Annotated in this window: 18 protein-coding genes and 4 tRNA genes; 10 read left to right on the forward strand and 12 right to left on the reverse strand. The window is 51.9% G+C overall.

Translation table 11 applies throughout. The annotated features are described in order from the left end of the window. Positions 1 to 48: 48 nt before the first annotated feature. The 3 genes from AC6I4B_RS11360 (at position 49) to pspE (ending at position 2,244) form a co-directional block, all read left to right on the forward strand. Positions 49 to 1,347 carry an arsenic transporter gene (locus tag AC6I4B_RS11360; RefSeq protein WP_497771750.1) on the forward strand — a complete coding sequence of 433 codons (1,299 nt, stop codon included), beginning with the start codon at positions 49 to 51 and terminating at the stop codon, positions 1,345 to 1,347. Between the two features lie 12 nt (positions 1,348 to 1,359). After that, entirely contained in the window at positions 1,360 to 1,788 is a 429-nt protein-coding gene (arsC, locus tag AC6I4B_RS11365; protein ID WP_497771752.1) for a glutaredoxin-dependent arsenate reductase, read from the forward strand. Between the two features lie 117 nt (positions 1,789 to 1,905). Beyond that, entirely contained in the window at positions 1,906 to 2,244 is a 339-nt protein-coding gene (gene pspE, locus AC6I4B_RS11370; protein WP_497771753.1) for a thiosulfate sulfurtransferase PspE, read from the forward strand. A 180-nt stretch (positions 2,245 to 2,424) separates the two neighbouring features. Here the strand turns inward: pspE and AC6I4B_RS11375 are convergent. The 4 genes from AC6I4B_RS11375 to AC6I4B_RS11390 all read right to left on the reverse strand — a co-directional run bounded on the left by AC6I4B_RS11375 (position 2,425) and on the right by AC6I4B_RS11390 (position 2,744). After that, positions 2,425 to 2,501 (reverse strand) — tRNA-Val (locus AC6I4B_RS11375). A 4-nt stretch (positions 2,502 to 2,505) separates the two neighbouring features. Next, positions 2,506 to 2,582 (reverse strand) — tRNA-Val (locus AC6I4B_RS11380). Positions 2,583 to 2,586: 4 nt separating this feature from the next. Next, a tRNA-Val gene (locus tag AC6I4B_RS11385) sits at positions 2,587 to 2,663 on the reverse strand. Between the two features lie 4 nt (positions 2,664 to 2,667). Next, positions 2,668 to 2,744: transfer RNA gene (locus tag AC6I4B_RS11390), tRNA-Val, on the reverse strand. A 245-nt stretch (positions 2,745 to 2,989) separates the two neighbouring features. Between AC6I4B_RS11390 and zinT the strand changes: the two genes are divergently transcribed. Continuing rightward, the gene (zinT, locus tag AC6I4B_RS11395; RefSeq protein WP_497771755.1) at positions 2,990 to 3,667 is read left to right on the forward strand and encodes a metal-binding protein ZinT; all 678 of its coding nucleotides are present in this window, start codon (positions 2,990 to 2,992) and stop codon (positions 3,665 to 3,667) included. 46 nt (positions 3,668 to 3,713) lie between these two features. Here zinT and mdtK read toward each other — a convergent pair whose 3' ends face one another. Then, positions 3,714 to 5,087 carry an MdtK family multidrug efflux MATE transporter gene (gene mdtK, locus AC6I4B_RS11400; RefSeq protein WP_497771757.1) on the reverse strand — a complete coding sequence of 458 codons (1,374 nt, stop codon included), beginning with the start codon at positions 5,085 to 5,087 and terminating at the stop codon, positions 3,714 to 3,716. 252 nt (positions 5,088 to 5,339) lie between these two features. On the opposite strand from mdtK, the gene AC6I4B_RS11405 reads away from it, so the two are divergent. Then, the gene (locus tag AC6I4B_RS11405; protein WP_497771758.1) at positions 5,340 to 5,978 is read left to right on the forward strand and encodes a riboflavin synthase subunit alpha; all 639 of its coding nucleotides are present in this window, start codon (positions 5,340 to 5,342) and stop codon (positions 5,976 to 5,978) included. A gap of 44 nt (positions 5,979 to 6,022) precedes the next feature. On the opposite strand, the gene cfa is transcribed toward AC6I4B_RS11405, so the two are convergent. Both cfa and punC read right to left on the reverse strand, forming a co-directional pair. After that, on the reverse strand, positions 6,023 to 7,171 hold the full coding sequence (cfa, locus tag AC6I4B_RS11410) for a cyclopropane fatty acyl phospholipid synthase (protein ID WP_497771759.1): 1,149 nt from the start codon (positions 7,169 to 7,171) through the stop codon (positions 6,023 to 6,025). A 295-nt stretch (positions 7,172 to 7,466) separates the two neighbouring features. Further along, positions 7,467 to 8,660 carry a purine nucleoside transporter PunC gene (punC, locus tag AC6I4B_RS11415; RefSeq protein ID WP_497771761.1) on the reverse strand — a complete coding sequence of 398 codons (1,194 nt, stop codon included), beginning with the start codon at positions 8,658 to 8,660 and terminating at the stop codon, positions 7,467 to 7,469. A gap of 111 nt (positions 8,661 to 8,771) precedes the next feature. On the opposite strand from punC, the gene punR reads away from it, so the two are divergent. Next, the gene (gene punR, locus AC6I4B_RS11420; RefSeq protein WP_497771762.1) at positions 8,772 to 9,683 is read left to right on the forward strand and encodes a DNA-binding transcriptional activator PunR; all 912 of its coding nucleotides are present in this window, start codon (positions 8,772 to 8,774) and stop codon (positions 9,681 to 9,683) included. Between the two features lie 18 nt (positions 9,684 to 9,701). On the opposite strand, the gene purR is transcribed toward punR, so the two are convergent. Beyond that, positions 9,702 to 10,727: an HTH-type transcriptional repressor PurR gene (gene purR, locus AC6I4B_RS11425; protein ID WP_497771764.1), complete on the reverse strand. Its 1,026-nt coding sequence runs from the start codon at positions 10,725 to 10,727 to the stop codon at positions 9,702 to 9,704. A gap of 130 nt (positions 10,728 to 10,857) precedes the next feature. On the opposite strand from purR, the gene AC6I4B_RS11430 reads away from it, so the two are divergent. From AC6I4B_RS11430 to AC6I4B_RS11440, 3 genes are all read left to right on the forward strand, one after another. Then, the gene (locus AC6I4B_RS11430) at positions 10,858 to 11,037 is read left to right on the forward strand and encodes a hypothetical protein (protein ID WP_497771765.1); all 180 of its coding nucleotides are present in this window, start codon (positions 10,858 to 10,860) and stop codon (positions 11,035 to 11,037) included. Then, positions 11,021 to 11,110, forward strand: a complete 90-nt coding sequence (gene cydH, locus AC6I4B_RS11435; RefSeq protein ID WP_497771767.1) for a cytochrome bd-I oxidase subunit CydH — start codon at positions 11,021 to 11,023, stop codon at positions 11,108 to 11,110. Before AC6I4B_RS11430 ends, cydH begins: the two co-directional genes overlap by 17 nt. Positions 11,111 to 11,270: 160 nt before the next feature. Next, positions 11,271 to 12,434 carry an MFS transporter gene (locus tag AC6I4B_RS11440; RefSeq protein WP_497771769.1) on the forward strand — a complete coding sequence of 388 codons (1,164 nt, stop codon included), beginning with the start codon at positions 11,271 to 11,273 and terminating at the stop codon, positions 12,432 to 12,434. 38 nt (positions 12,435 to 12,472) lie between these two features. On the opposite strand, the gene sodB is transcribed toward AC6I4B_RS11440, so the two are convergent. Both sodB and AC6I4B_RS11450 read right to left on the reverse strand, forming a co-directional pair. Continuing rightward, the gene (sodB, locus tag AC6I4B_RS11445; protein WP_497771771.1) at positions 12,473 to 13,054 is read right to left on the reverse strand and encodes a superoxide dismutase [Fe]; all 582 of its coding nucleotides are present in this window, start codon (positions 13,052 to 13,054) and stop codon (positions 12,473 to 12,475) included. A 123-nt stretch (positions 13,055 to 13,177) separates the two neighbouring features. Continuing rightward, positions 13,178 to 13,975: a C40 family peptidase gene (locus tag AC6I4B_RS11450; RefSeq protein ID WP_497771773.1), complete on the reverse strand. Its 798-nt coding sequence runs from the start codon at positions 13,973 to 13,975 to the stop codon at positions 13,178 to 13,180. A gap of 341 nt (positions 13,976 to 14,316) precedes the next feature. Between AC6I4B_RS11450 and grxD the strand changes: the two genes are divergently transcribed. Beyond that, the gene (gene grxD / locus AC6I4B_RS11455; protein ID WP_497771775.1) at positions 14,317 to 14,664 is read left to right on the forward strand and encodes a monothiol glutaredoxin 4; all 348 of its coding nucleotides are present in this window, start codon (positions 14,317 to 14,319) and stop codon (positions 14,662 to 14,664) included. 57 nt (positions 14,665 to 14,721) lie between these two features. Here grxD and rnt read toward each other — a convergent pair whose 3' ends face one another. Together rnt and gloA are read right to left on the reverse strand one after the other, a co-directional pair. After that, complete coding sequence (gene rnt, locus AC6I4B_RS11460; protein ID WP_497771776.1) at positions 14,722 to 15,366, reverse strand: ribonuclease T; 645 nt, start codon at positions 15,364 to 15,366, stop codon at positions 14,722 to 14,724. 103 nt (positions 15,367 to 15,469) lie between these two features. Continuing rightward, positions 15,470 to 15,877, reverse strand: a complete 408-nt coding sequence (gene gloA, locus AC6I4B_RS11465) for a lactoylglutathione lyase (RefSeq protein ID WP_497771778.1) — start codon at positions 15,875 to 15,877, stop codon at positions 15,470 to 15,472. Between the last annotated feature and the right edge of the window lie 53 nt (positions 15,878 to 15,930).

The following is a 15,930-nucleotide window of genomic DNA, read 5'->3' on the forward strand; positions in this document are numbered from 1 at the left end:
TCGAAAAAACATATGTGTTAATCGCGTCGTGCGCGTCAAGGAGGTTTCATGTTATTGGCAGGGGCTATTTTTGTGCTGACCCTGGTGTTGGTTATCTGGCAGCCCAAAGGCTTGGGGATTGGCTGGAGCGCGGCGTTTGGCGCGATATTAGCGCTGCTTTCTGGGGTTGTGCATTTCGCGGATATTCCCGTGGTGTGGAACATTGTCTGGAATGCGACCGCGACGTTTATTGCGGTGATCATCATCAGCCTGCTGCTCGATGAGTCCGGCTTTTTTGAATGGGCGGCGCTGCATGTTTCGCGCTGGGGAAAAGGCCGGGGGCGCTTGCTGTTTACCTACATCGTGCTGTTGGGCGCGGCGGTGGCGGCGCTGTTTGCCAACGATGGCGCGGCGTTAATTTTAACCCCTATTGTTATCGCTATGCTGCTGGCGCTGGGCTTTAGCAAGCGCACCACGCTGGCTTTCGTGATGGCGGCAGGGTTTATTGCCGATACAGCCAGCCTGCCGCTGGTGGTGTCCAATCTGGTCAATATTGTTTCGGCAGATTTCTTCAACCTGGGCTTTACACAATATGCGGCGGTAATGGTGCCTGTCGATATAGCCGCGATTGTTGCGACGCTCGTCATGCTGCATCTGTTCTTTCGTAAAGACATTCCGCCGACCTATGAATTAGCGAAACTGAACGCGCCGGAAACGGCGATTAAAGATCTGGCGACCTTTAAAGCGGGCTGGGTGGTGTTACTGGTGTTACTGTTGTTGCTGGTGGGCTTTTTTGTGCTGGAGCCGCTGGGGGTTCCGGTGAGTGCGATTGCGGCGATTGGCGCGCTGATTCTGTTTGCGGTGGCTAAAAAAGGCCATGCCATTAACACCGGCAAAGTGCTGCGCGGTGCGCCCTGGCAGATTGTGATTTTCTCGCTGGGCATGTATCTGGTGGTCTATGGCCTGCGTAACGCCGGGCTTACCGAGTCGCTCTCTGGCATTTTAAATATGCTGGCGGAAAAAGGGCTGTGGATAGCGACGCTGGGCACGGGGTTCCTGACGGCGTTTTTATCCTCTGTCATGAATAACATGCCGACGGTACTGGTGGGGGCACTGTCCATTGAGGGCAGCAGTGCGGCAGGGGTGATTAAAGAGGCGATGATTTATGCCAATGTCATTGGCTGCGATCTGGGGCCGAAAATTACGCCCATTGGTAGCCTCGCGACGCTGTTGTGGCTGCATGTTTTGTCGCAGAAAAACATGACTATCTCCTGGGGCGTTTATTTCCGCACCGGTATTGTTATGACGCTGCCGGTGCTGCTGGTCACGTTAAGCGCGTTGGCGCTGCGACTGTCTATTTCTCTGTAACGGGGCACGGTTATGAGCAACATCACGATTTATCACAATCCGGCTTGCGGGACGTCGCGCAATACGCTGGAAATCATCCGTAATAGCGGTATTGAACCAACGATTATCTATTATCTGGACACACCGCCTACGCGCGAGGAGCTGCTGCAACGGATTGCTGAAATGGGCATTAGCGTCCGGGCATTGTTACGTGAGAATGTGGAACCTTACGCGGCGCTAGGCCTGGCGGACGGGCAATTGAGCGATGCACAATTAATTGACGCCATGCTGCAACAGCCTATTTTAATTAATCGCCCCATCGTGGTGACGGAAATCGGAACCCGATTGTGCCGACCTTCCGAAACGGTGCTGGATATTTTACCGCAGGCGCAAAAGGGGGCGTTCAGTAAAGAAGATGGCGAGCGGGTGGTTGATGACAGCGGTAACCGAATTCGCGGGTAGGAAAAGCGAGCCTGTTTTTTTTACCGAAGACAATCTCCGTTTTGCCACTCCGGTCGATAATTCCCTATAGAATCAACGTATATAATACGACCCGAACTTAAAAGAAGAGGAATGATAATGTCTTTAAAAACTCGGTTGTTAAAAAACACGATCCTCGCGGGTGTGGTATTTATGGCCTCTACGGCCACGTGGGCGGCAGAGCACTGGATTGACGTCCGCACGCCGGATCAATACCAGCAGAGCCATGTTCAGGGCGCGGTGAATATTCCGTTAAAGCAGTTAGAACAGCGGATTGGCGAAGTGACGCAGGATAAAAACGACACGCTGTATTTGTACTGCAACACCGGCAATCAGTCTGGCAAAGCCGAAACGTTATTGCAGAAGTTGGGCTACAAAAATGCGATTAACGAAGGCGGCCTGAAAGACGTTGAGAAAAAACAGCCGTTGGTGAAATAAAAGAATACGATGACGCCAGCGGTGCGGCTGGCGTAGTCAATCTCGCCAGAACTTCCACGCTTATCAATGTAATACGTCAGCATGAGCCATGTCGTGGCTACAAACTGTTATCGGAATTTTTACGGGTAAATTTAAAAAAGAAAGGTACAGAAAGAAGTGCACCAGATCATCAAGATGATATGGTGCGTCCGAGTGGACTCGAACCACCGACCCCCACCATGTCAAGGTGGTGCTCTAACCAACTGAGCTACGGACGCATAATGGTGCGTTTAATTGGACTCGAACCAACGACCCCCACCATGTCAAGGTGGTGCTCTAACCAACTGAGCTACGGACGCATAATGGTGCGTTTAATTGGACTCGAACCAACGACCCCCACCATGTCAAGGTGGTGCTCTAACCAACTGAGCTATAAACGCATAATGGTGCGTTCGATTGGACTCGAACCAACGACCCCCACCATGTCAAGGTGGTGCTCTAACCAACTGAGCTACGAACGCATGTTGCAGTGACAACGGGGACGAATATTAGCGACAGTAACTGCCTGTGGCAAGTGGAAAATGTGTGATTTCACGCGACTGGAGAAGTTTTACCCATCTCTGATGCATTTTTCTGCGGTTTAACAAAACTCCGCGTCTGGCGGGCATTTCACGATGTTTCATTTCGCACAACTGACATGAAGATAATTTGCCTGGCGCTTCTTCGCGTATCTGTGTTGAAGAATAAAGTGTTATGTTATAACATTATGTATTTATGGGTGACAGGAGGAACGGCAGTGACACATTTGGGAAAAATCGCCTTCATGTTAGGGGCTTTGCTGGCTAGCAGCCAGGCGCTCTCTCATGCGCATCATGCTCACGGCAAGCCGCTGAGTGAAATGGAACAAAAAGCGGCAGAGGGGATTTTTGATGACAGCGCAGTGAAAGACCGCACGCTGGAAGATTGGGATGGGATGTGGCAATCGGTCAACGGCGCTCTGTTGTCTGGCGCACTTGACCCAGTATTTCGCCAAAAGGCAGAAAAAGACCCGCACAAAACATTCGAGGAAATTAAAGCCTATTACCGCAAAGGCTATGCGACGGACATTGACACCATTGGCATTGAAAATGGCGTGATGGAGTTTCACGTTGGCGATAAAGTCAGTGCCTGCAAATACCGTTATGCCGGACATAAAATACTCACCTATGCCTCCGGGAAGAAGGGCGTGCGTTATCTGTTTGAATGTGATGAGGCGAACAGCGCCGCACCGAAATACGTCCAGTTCAGTGACCATACGATTGCGCCGCGTAAATCGGCACATTTCCACCTGTTTATGGGCAATAAATCGCAAGACGCCTTACTTGCAGAAATGGATAACTGGCCGACTTACTATCCGTACCAGTTGAGTGAAAAACAGGTCGTTGATGAAATGCTGCATCACTGAGGAATGATTAAGGTGTAAAAAAACCGCCCGAAGGCGGTTTTTTTACTTAGCGCGACGCTCGCTGAAGGATAAGGGTATCCGGCTGGCGCTGGAGGAAGCGCATTCTTAGCATCATCAAAACAGCGGCGGAAGTCAGGCCAATAATAAAGCCCCACCAGAAGCCCGCAGGCCCCATCCGCTCAACCACCAGGTCGGTCAATGCCAGTACGTAACCGCACGGCAGGCCCAGCACCCAGTAGGCAGTGAAGGTGATAAAGAAAATTGACCGGGTATCTTTATAGCCACGCAGAATGCCGCTGCCGATTACCTGAATCGAATCAGAAATCTGGTACAGCGCAGCCAGCAGCATAAGCTGGGCAGCCAGCGTGACCACTTCTGGGTTGTCGTTATACAACAGCGCGATGTGGGTGCGCATCAGCGAGGTAAAAATCGCCGTACACATTGCCATGCAAATGCCAACGGCCAGCCCCGTACGCGCAGAAATTCGCGCATTCGCGGTGGAACCCTGGCCTAAACGGAAGCCCACGCGGATTGTCACCGCCGCCGCCAGCGACATTGGCAATACAAACATTAACGAGCTGAAGTTCAACGCAATCTGGTGACCGGCGACATCGACAATCCCCAGAGGCGAAACCAGCAGCGCAACGACGGCAAATAATGTCACTTCAAAAAATAGCGCCAGCGCGATAGGTAAGCCCAGCGTAATAAGGCGCTTAAGAATGACCTTATCAGGACGCGTAAAGCGAGTGTCGTTGCGAATATCACGCATGGAACCGGCATGGCGCACGTAGTAGAGCATACTGAACAGCATGACCCAATAAACGGATGCGGTTGCTACACCACAGCCGACGCCGCCCAGTTCAGGCATTCCAAAATGGCCGTAAATAAAAATGTAGTTAACCGGAATATTGACCAGCAGGCCGATAAACCCCATCACCATGCCCGGTTTTGTTTTCGCTAACCCTTCACATTGGTTACGTGCGACCTGGAAACCGAGATAGCCCGGCGCGCCCCACAGCAGCGCGCGCAGATAGCCAACGGCTTTGTCTGCCAGCGCGGGATCAATGTTATGCATTGAACGGATGATATAGCCTGCATTCCACAGCACCACCATGATAAGCACCGAGACAAAACCTGCCAGCCAGAAGCCCTGGCGCACCTGTTGCGCGATACGATCTCGGCGACCGGAGCCGTTCAGTTGGGCGATAACTGGGGTTAGCGCCAACAGCAGGCCGTGACCAAAAAGAATGGCCGGTAACCAGATAGATGTGCCGATAGCCACGGCCGCCATATCGGTTGCGCTGTAGCCGCCCGCCATCACGGTATCGACAAACCCCATGGCGGTTTGCGCCACCTGCGCAAGGATGACGGGGATCGCCAGAGCTAATAATTGACGCGCTTCGCTAAAGTACTTCTGCACGAGAACACCTGTATTGTTGTTATTTATTCTCGCCGTACATAGAGCACGGGAGACAGAAAAGCCGCCTTAACCGGCAGCAAGAAGAATAAATAGAGGAATTGCCCCGTTATTGTAGCGAGGATTCGCTATTAATCTAGTCAAAAAAGAGGGGGGAGGCCGCCGAAGGTGGCAACCTGTTTTATCAACTGTTATTGTGCGTAGCAGATGACTCGGTAGTGGTACCGAAAATAGATTATTAAAGGAGTTAACTGCATGTTTACGGGTATTGTGCAGGGCACGGCAGAAATCGTGTCTATTGATGAAAAACCAAATTTCCGCACTCACGTTGTCGCTCTGCCGGAACACATGCTGGCGGGCCTGGAAACCGGGGCGTCGGTTGCTCATAACGGCTGTTGTTTAACCGTGACGGAGATTAACGGCAACCACATTAGCTTTGACCTGATGAAAGAGACGCTGCGCATTACTAACCTCGGCGATGTAAAAGTTGGCGACCAGGTTAACGTTGAGCGCGCGGCGAAATTTAGCGATGAAATTGGCGGTCATTTAATGTCTGGCCATATTATGACCACCGCTGAAGTGGCAAAAGTCCTGACCTCTGAAAACAACAAGCAGATCTGGTTTAAAATTCAAGACCCGTCGCTGATGAAATACATCCTGTACAAAGGTTTTATCGGGATTGACGGTATCAGCCTGACGGTTGGCGAAGTGACGGCGACCCGTTTCTGTGTGCATTTGATTCCAGAAACGCTGGAGCGCACGACGCTTGGCAAAAAACGCCTGGGCGATCGCGTGAATATCGAAATTGACCCGCAAACGCAAGCGGTAGTAGACACCGTTGAACGCGTGATGGCGGCAAAAGAAGCGGCGGCGAAGCAGGCTGTAGCTGAGTAAAAATGAATATTGCCTGCCTCAATGTGAGGCAGGCAATCGCACATTTAGCGGGCGACGCGCAGGCCGTGCTCAGCCCCGCGAGAGAACATCACCTGCCACAGTTGAATATCTCGCGCCCGAAAAGCACCCGCGCAGGCGTTGAGATAGTAACTGAACATGCGTTTGAATCGTTCAGAATAGTTGTCGGCGATTTCTGGCCAGCAGGCGAGGAAACGCGAATACCATGCCATCAGCGTTGTGTCGTAATCAGCGCCAAAGTTGTGCCAGTCTTCCATCACAAAGTGTGGCTCGCTGGCGTTGGCAATCTGGCGAACGGAAGGCAAACAGCCATTCGGAAAGATGTATTTGTTAATCCACGGATCAACATTATTGTCGGTTTTTTTCGAACCGATAGTGTGCAGTAAGAATAAACCGTCAGGTTTTAAATTGCGGTCAACAACGGCAAAATAGGTATCGTAGTTTTTCGGGCCGACGTGCTCGAACATCCCGACGGAGACGATACGGTCAAACTGTTCGTGTAGGTCGCGATAATCCTGAAGCAAAATAGTGACATCCAGCCCTTCACAGCGCGTTTGCGCCATTTTTTGCTGTTCAGCGGAAATGGTCACGCCCATCACTTTCACACCGTAGTTCTTCGCCATATACGCCGCTAAACCCCCCCAGCCACAGCCGATATCCAGCACGCTCATTCCGGGTTTTAGCTGCAATTTCTGGCAGATAAGCTCAAGCTTGGCTTGTTGCGCTTCTTCCAGCGTTTGCGCTTCTTTCCAGTAGCCGCAGGAATATTGCATATAAGGGTCAAGCATGCGGCTAAAAAGATCGTTGCCGAGGTCGTAGTGCTCTTTACCGACCATCCAGGCGCGTTTGCGGCTTTGCAGGTTAAATAGCCGTGCACCCGCGACGCGAAGCGTATCTTTGAAATGATGTGGGAGTTGGTTTTCTAATCCGGCGCGTAGCACTTTGTCGAAAAAAATATCTAAACGATCGCATTCCCACCAACCGTCCATATAACTTTCGCCAAGGCCTAGCGAACCTTCTTGTAATACACGTTTGAAAAACTGCGGATTTTTGACCTGAATATCGCAAGGCGCGTTGCCATTGATTTCAACGCTTGCCCGGTTTAGCAGCTCGCTAACAATACGATACCAGTCATCGTCCGGTACATTGACTTCTTCTATACACGATGAGCTCATAGCCTCTCCATCCCGACCTGATGATCAGAAATTTCAAACAGCGTAGACGCTTTTTTGAGTTTGTGAGAAATGTCACGAAAAATCGTGAGCCTGCTATCTGACGTAGCACAGAGGAAGGGAAGAATCCCTTACCGAAAGCCAATCCATGGTGTAAACGGAGGCATCCCGCTCTCGTTTAATAAATAAAATCGCTATTAATTATGTGATGCCAATCCAGTATAGGACGCTAAGTTTGTTGATTCAACAAAAAAATCCTAGCGTCCTAACTGTTTTATAACATTGATATCAATGATATTTAAGCGTGCGAGGCGGTTTGTTGCGTTTCCCGCTCAGCGCGACGGGCGGCTAACTGCATTCTGTAGCCAATACCGGCGAGCAGTACGGTCGCTAACATTACACTGGTGGTGGTCAACAGTGGTGTGGCGATAAGCGTAGAGACGGCAAGGCTTGCCAGGAAGCACAGCCCCAACTGTAAGGTATTTTGCAGCGCTGCCGCGCGCCCGGTGGCCTGTGGGAATGGCTTCAACGCCTGGGCGACCACAATCGGGTAAATAGCGCCGTTAACCGTTGCCATCAGGCAGAACGGAATGAGCAGGGCGGTCAGCGAGACATTTTCCGCCAGGCCAACGGCCCATGTTGCGATGACGCTTAAACCAAACACCACCAACAGCCACGGCAGCATTTGCGAACCTTGCCACTTTTGCAACGCCGAGCGGCAGCCGTAACCACCGATTAAGAACGCGATGGTTTGCGGCACATAGCTCAGGCCAATCACCGTTGGGCTGTAGCCCATATCATGCAGAATAAACGGCGAACCGGTCAGCCAGGCGAAGAAACTGGCGGAGCAGGCGGCGTAGATCAGCACGTTACCGCGATAATCTTTGCTGCGCAGCAGGCGCATAAAGGTCAGTTTTTCTTCGCTGGACGTCGCATTGTGGTGCGCGGGTTTCAGGCGCAGGGCAGGCAGCATCAACACCAACGTGATGATAAACAACGTGGCAAAAATCGCCTGCCAGTCGAAATGCGCCAGCAACCAACTGCCCAGCAGAGGCGCCAGTGCCGGAGACAGCCCGACCAGCGGCATAATCGTGGCGAAAATACGGTTAGTGCGCTGCGGTGGATAGTAATCGGTGACCATCGCCTGCCAGGTGACTGCCGCCGCACAGACGCCTACCGCCTGAACAAAGCGCAGTACCAGCAGCGTAGTGCCATCGCGCACCCACAGCATCCCCAGACAGCCGATAGCGAAAATGGTTAACCCCGTCAGCAAAATGGGCTTGCGCCCGTAGCGGTCGGACAACGGCCCCCACAGTAGTTGTGCTACTGCGAAACCGGCGAGGAACAGGCTCAGGCTGGCACTGACCGCAGACGCTGGGGTTTGTAAGTCTTGCTGGATGGCAGCAAATGCAGGTAGATACATATCGGTGGCCAGAAAGCCCAGCACGCTAAGCCCTGCGAGCCAAACTAAAAAACCTTTCCCAGGTTGCATAAATCGCCCTTTTTATTGTTAGTGAACAGAGTCGCTGAGTGTAGAGAGTGCATTCGAGCTTGTGAAACGCTAATATTTGAGTCATGGATTCAAAATTTTTGCAGGCAGAAAATGTGGTCTGAATATTCGCTGGAAGTGGTTGATGCAGTTGCGCGTAACGGCAGTTTCAGCGCTGCCGCACAGGAGCTGCACCGTGTGCCTTCTGCTGTAAGCTACACGGTACGTCAGTTAGAGGAGTGGCTTGCTGTGCCGCTGTTTGAACGTCGCCATCGTGACGTTGAACTGACGCCAGCCGGAGCATGGTTTTTAAAAGAAGGGCGATCTGTTATCAAAAAAATGCAGATCACCCGTCAGCAGTGCCAGCAGATAGCGAATGGTTGGCGCGGGCAGTTGGCGATTGCCGTGGATAACATCGTCAAGCCACAGCGCACCCGGCAACTGATTGTCGATTTCTATCGTCATTTCAGCGACGTTGAGCTGATTGTGTACCAGGAAGTGTTCAACGGCGTGTGGGATGCATTAGCTGACGGTCGCGTGGAGTTAGCGATCGGCGCAACGCAGGCGATTCCTGTCGGGGGGCGCTTTGCCTTTCGTGATATGGGGATGCTCAACTGGCACTGCGTGGTGTCTGGCTCGCATCCGCTGGCGAAAATGACGGGGCCATTGAGCGACGATGTGTTGCGCAACTGGCCATCGTTGGTGCGCGAAGATACCTCGCGCTCGTTGCCAAAACGGACAACCTGGCTGCTGGATAACCAAAAAAGGGTGGTCGTGCCGGATTGGGCATCATCAGAAACCTGTATTTCGGCGGGGTTATGTGTGGCGATGGTGCCGGGGCACGTGGCGCAACCGTGGCTGGAAAGCGGTGAATGGGTCGCGCTGGAGCTGGAAAACCCTTTCCAGGATGCCGCCTGTTGCCTGACGTGGCAGCAAAGCGATGCTTCTCCGGCGTTAAGCTGGTTGCTGGAATATTTGGGCGACAGTGAAACGTTAAATCAAGAGTGGCTGCGGACGCCCGAGTAGGGCATCCGCAAAAAGCGATTAACGACGGTAATCGCGATAAGGACCATCGGCAACCGAGCGACGCTCGATAAGACGCGGGTGGACTTCAATCGACTGTGACTCTTCGCGCTTGCTGACAATTCTGTCCATCAGCATATTGAAGGCTGTTTCACCAAGCGAATCTTTCGGCTGGTGAATGGTTGTCAGCGCTGGGGTAAAGAAGCGCGAGTTACGCACATTATCATAACCGATCAGCGAAATGTCCTGCGGCACGCGCAGCCCCATTTCGTCAGCGGCGCACAGCGCGCCCATCGCCATGATATCGCCACCGCAAAAGATAGCGGTTGGGCGAGGATGCTGCGACAAAATTTGCTGCATCGCGCGATAGCCGGATTCTGGCTCAAAATCGCCTTGTACAATCCAGTTAGCCGGTACGTTGATTTGTACCTCTTCCATCGCTTTCATAAAGCCCGCCAGACGCCCGGCGCCGGTGTTGCGCTCCAGCGGCCCTGGGATCACGCCGATATCGCGATGACCGCGTTCGATCAGATAACGGCCAGCCATATAGCCGCCTTCAAAGGCGTTATCGATTACCGAATCGGTAAAGTCGGCTTTGGCTTCGCCCCAGTCCATCACCACCATTGGGATGTGGCGATATTCTTCGAGCATCGTCAGCAGAGGCTCTGGATACTCAGAGCACATGACCAACAGGCCATCTACGCGTTTTTGCGCCATCATCGACAGATAGGCGCGCTGTTTTTCCAGGTTGTTCCACGCGTTACCCAGAATCAGCGTATAGCCTTTTTCGAAGCAGTTTTTCTCAACGGCTTCGATAATTTCGGCAAAGTAGGCCGCTTCGCTGCTGGTGGCTAACAAACCAATGGATTTGGTGTGATTAACCTTCAGGCTACGGGCAACGGCGCTTGGCGAGTAGTGCAACTCTTTAATCGCCGCCCAGACCGCTTCACGCGTTTCCTCGGCGACAAAACGCGTTTTGTTAATTACATGTGATACGGTTGTAGTGGAAACGTTTGCGCGCTTCGCTACATCTTTAATAGTTGCCATTCCATCTCACTCCAGACCCTGGCCTGCCCCTGAAAAAATCGAAAGGAAAACGTTTGCCTTCACACACCCTGGCGCAATTTGTGAATTGCGATTCGCCGGGAAAACGATACAGGACGACAGGAGGGGGTCAATGGCCGGTACGCTTTTAAATAAGCGTCGAATTTTGGCCTATCTTGACGCAAAGTGGAAGAGCAAAAACAAACATCCTGCTAAATCTGTGAAGATTTTTATGATTAACTGTGCAAAAATGAGTAAGGTCAGTTTTGCTGTAGCAATAAAAAGGAGAAAAATTGATGAGTACCGAACTTAAGCTGTCGCTCTCTACTACCGTTGTAACGCTTGCGCTGATTGTCGCCGCAGCGTTCACTGCCATCCTGCATTAATTCCCCTGTGAGGGGGCTGCCGCTCCCTCATCATCCGATTGTTAGCAAATAAGCAATAATCTTTTGCTATTTTGTACGCTTCTGCTTTTCTGTGATTAATGTCATGCTTTTAACATCATATTGATGTCGCACTCTCGATGCGGCTAACCGGAGTTATGGCATGAAAATTAATTTCCCATTATTGGCGCTCGCCATTGGGGCTTTTGGCATTGGCACTACCGAGTTCTCCCCGATGGGCCTTTTGCCGGTAATTGCGAAGGGTGTGGATGTCTCAATTCCCGTTGCGGGAATGTTGATCAGCGCTTATGCGGTTGGGGTGATGGTGGGTGCTCCGTTGATGACGCTGCTGTTATCGCACCGTGGGCGACGCAATGCGCTTATCTTCCTGATGGCGATATTTACCCTCGGTAATGTGCTCTCGGCGCTGTCGCCGGATTACACCACATTGATGTTATCGCGCATTATTACCAGCCTTAACCACGGCGCATTCTTTGGTTTAGGTTCGGTAGTGGCGGCAAGCGTAGTGCCCAAACACAAACAGGCCAGCGCGGTCGCGACCATGTTTATGGGGCTGACTATCGCCAATATCGGCGGCGTTCCGGCGGCGACCTGGCTTGGCGAAACTATTGGCTGGCGTATGTCGTTTTTGGCAACGGCGGGGTTGGGCGTGATTGCGATGATTAGCCTGTGGCTGTCACTGCCGAAAGGCGGCGCGGGTGAAAAACCGGATGTTAAACGTGAATTGGCGGTGCTGGTGCGCCCGCAGGTGCTTTCGGCGCTGTTAACCACCGTTCTGGGCGCAGGGGCAATGTTTACCCTCTATACCTATATTTCTCCGGTGCTGCACACGATAACCGACGCGTCATCCGGCTTTATCACGCTGATGCTGGTGTTGATTGGCGTTGGTTTCTCCATCGGTAACTATCTTGGCGGCAAATTTGCCGACCGTTCGGTGAGCGGCACGTTGAAAGGCTTCTTGCTGCTGCTGATGCTTATCATGCTGGCGATCCCATTCCTCGCACGTACCGAAATTGGTGCGGCGGTGAGTATGGTGATTTGGGGCGCAGCGACCTTTGCGGTTGTACCACCGTTACAGATGCGTGTGATGCGCGTTGCCAGCGAAGCGCCGGGGCTGTCGTCATCGGTCAATATCGGGGCATTTAACCTGGGTAACGCGTTGGGGGCTGTGGCCGGTGGGGCGGTGATTTCAGGCGGCCTGGGTTACAGTTTTGTGCCGGTGATGGGGGCGATTGTCGCTGGTTTAGCTCTGCTGGTTGTGTTCTTTAGCAGCCGTTCTCGCGGTGAAGAAGCGCTCGTCAGTTAATAAAAAACGCAGAAGGGGATTCCCTTCTGCGTCATTTCTTATGCCGCTAAGTTCTCGGCCACAAACGCCCAGTTAACCAGAGCCCAGAAGTGCTCCAGATAGTTAGGGCGCGCATTGCGGTAGTCGATGTAGTAAGCATGTTCCCACACATCAACGGTCAGCAGCGGTTTAGCATCGGTCGTCAGCGGAGTTGCCGCATTGGACGTCGATACGATAGCCAGAGAGCCGTCTGCTTTTTTCACCAACCACGTCCAGCCTGCGCCGAAGTTTTTCACTGCGGCATCAGTAAACTGCGCTTTAAATTCCGCGAAGCTACCAAATGAGCGGTTAATGGCTTCAGCGACTGCGCCAGTCGGTTCACCACCGGCGTTCGGAGCCAGGCAGTTCCAGTAGAACGTGTGGTTCCAGACCTGAGCGGCGTTATTGAACACGCCACCTTCAGATGTACGAACGATCTCTTCCAGTGTTTTACCTTCAAAGGCAGTGCCTTTGATCAGGTTATTCAGGTTGGTGACGTAAGTCTGGTGATGTTTACCATAGTGGTACTCCAGCGTTTCCACGGAAATATGTGGAACCAGAGCGTCTTTGGCATACGGTAATGCAGGTAATTCGAACGACATTGCTACTCTCCTTCTTATAGTTTGTTTACTCAATAACCTTGTACTGAGTAAGGACAGGGTAGCAAATTAAAAGGTGAGATAAAAGATAAGCTTACCCCGTTTATTAACAAACGGGGTAAGTGATTAACGAATGGTCTTCGGCGTAACCACGCGACGCGCGCCAACGTAGTGGCGAACCCAGTAGTCTTCGCTTAGTGAGGTGATTTGAATATCACGGCCGGTACGTGGCGACTGGATGAACTTGCCGTTGCCAACGTACACGCCAACGTGATCGGCAGTACCGCGACCACGAGTGCGGAAGAATACTAAATCACCACTTTCCAGCTCACCACGGTCAACCGGACGTGCATCGCGCAGGTGATACATTTCGTTTGCGGTGCGTGGAATGCGGATATTCACCAGATCTTTATAGGCGTAGTACACAAGACCGCTGCAATCGAAACCGGTACGCGGTGAGTTTCCCCCCCAGCGATACGGTTTACCCAGTTGTCCCATCAGCTTATTCATCGCCGTTTTTTGTGCCTTCTGCACGCGAACTTTGTGCGCCTGAGCAATGGTGGTGGTTTTGGCTTCTGCTGGGCTGGTAGTGCAGATTTTTTTGTGGCCTTTGCGGGTCTTGCAGGTTGTTATCACGTTGGCGGTTTTCAGCGAACTACTTTTCTTGCTGACTTTAGCCGTAGACTTAACGGCGGCTTTGCGCGGGGTAGAGGCTGCTTTTTTAGAGACCGGGGTCGTTGCTTTTTTCTTGGTGTTAGATTTGCTGACCGTATTCTTTTTCTTACGTTCGCTGCCTTTTACAGGAAGCGATTTTTGCGCCGTGGGCGTTTTGGTATGCCCTGTGGCATGAGCCAACGGCGTAAAGGATAACGATGTAAACAGCAATGCACAGAGCGTGAACGACCATTTTTTAATCTGCGCCACTGAATAACCCTCTGAGTATGCAGGCTTTAAAGTCTATGCCTGAGTATGGTTTACAAAACCCAACGATTCTAATCCATAAAAACACGAAATGTTAAGCGCGTTTTTGTATCTAAAACGTTGTTTCGTTAACAACTGCAAAAAAAAACATAACTTGATACATATTGAATCAAAAAATGAGCAATATTTAGCGCGCGTGAGCGATAAAGACATATTTATAAAGCAACTTAACGCGACAGGCGATAAAATAGTAAAGCGTGAACAAAATGTTATTTTCTGTTCAGGGTCTGAAACGCTACAATGTCGGACTACTGTCGTAAAGAGAAGTTTGAGGAAGCAAGATAATGAGCGAGACAATTGAAAAAATTCAGCGCCAGATCGCTGAGAACCCAATCCTGCTGTACATGAAAGGTTCCCCGAAACTGCCAAGCTGCGGTTTTTCCGCGCAGGCGGTTCAGGCGCTGTCTGCCTGTGGCGAGCGTTTTGCTTATGTAGACATCCTGCAAAACCCAGATATCCGCGCAGAATTGCCGAAATACGCTAACTGGCCGACCTTCCCACAGTTGTGGGTAGATGGTGAGCTGGTCGGCGGTTGTGACATCGTGATTGAAATGTATCAGCGCGGTGAATTGCAACAACTGATCAAAGAAACCGCTGCGAAGTACAACAGCGAAGAGCCGAAAGCGGAATAATCGTCAGGCTACGGTAGAAACAAAAAAGCGACCTTCAGGGTCGCTTTTTTTATCGCGTTATTCCGCCGCCATTGGCAGCGGCCAGCCGCCGAGACGCTTCCAGCGGTTGACGATTTCACAAAACAGAATCGCAGTTTGCTGGGTGTCGTACAGCGCGCCATGCGCCTGGGTGCTGTCAAAGTCCATGCCTGCGGCGGCGCAGGCTTTCGACAGCACGGTTTGCCCTAACGCCAGCCCGCTAAGTGCGGCGGTGTCGAAGGTGACAAACGGGTGGAACGGGTTACGCTTGAGCGAGGCACGTTCGGCGGCCGCCATCATAAAGCTGTGGTCGAAGGTGGCGTTGTGCGCCACCATAATGGCGCGGTTGCAATCGCTGTCTTTAATCCCTTTGCGTACCATTTTAAAGATAGCGTGCAGGGCGTCGTATTCGCTAACTGCGCCACGCAGCGGGTTTTCAGGGTCGATACCGTTAAACGCCAGCGCTTCCGGCTGGAGATTCGCCCCTTCAAATGGCTCCACGTGGAAATGTAAGGTGTTGTCCGGCATCAGCCAGCCTTGCTCATCCATTTTCAACGTGATTGCTGCTATTTCAAGCAAAGCATCCGTTTTGGCATTGAATCCGGCGGTTTCAACATCAATAACCACAGGATAGAACCCACGAAAACGGTCGCATAGACCATTAAGTTGCGCATTGTCGGACATCAGAATCTCTTACACCTGGAAAAAGTAGCGCGCATTATGGCAAATTTTGCCTCGGCTTGGAAAGGCGGGAGAAAAATGCGGGCGCTGGCGCACCCGCAGACGATCAGTTGCCGAGGCCTTTGCCGGCATCTTTTTCTTCGATCAGCTCGATTTTGTAGCCATCGGGATCTTCAACGAAGGCGATAACCGTTGTGCCGCCTTTTACCGGGCCAGCTTCACGGGTGACGTTGCCACCGTTGTGACGAATACGTTCGCAGGCTTCGGCGGCGTTATCCACGCTCAGCGCAATGTGGCCGTATGCCGTGCCGAGGTCGTATTTATCCACACCCCAGTTATAGGTCAGCTCAATAACCGCTTCGTCGCTTTCGTCGCCGTAGCCGACAAACGCCAGCGAATATTTGTATTCGGTATTTTCGCTGGTGCGCAACAGCTTCATGCCCAGTACTTTGGTGTAAAAATCAATGGAGCGTTGCAGGTCGCCGACGCGCAGCATGGTATGCAGTAAACGCATGATATCCCTCGTCCTATTTATGAGTGGTCGGTTTAGTATAGCGGCGGAAGACC

This window comes from Kluyvera fluvialis, assembly GCF_059725275.1.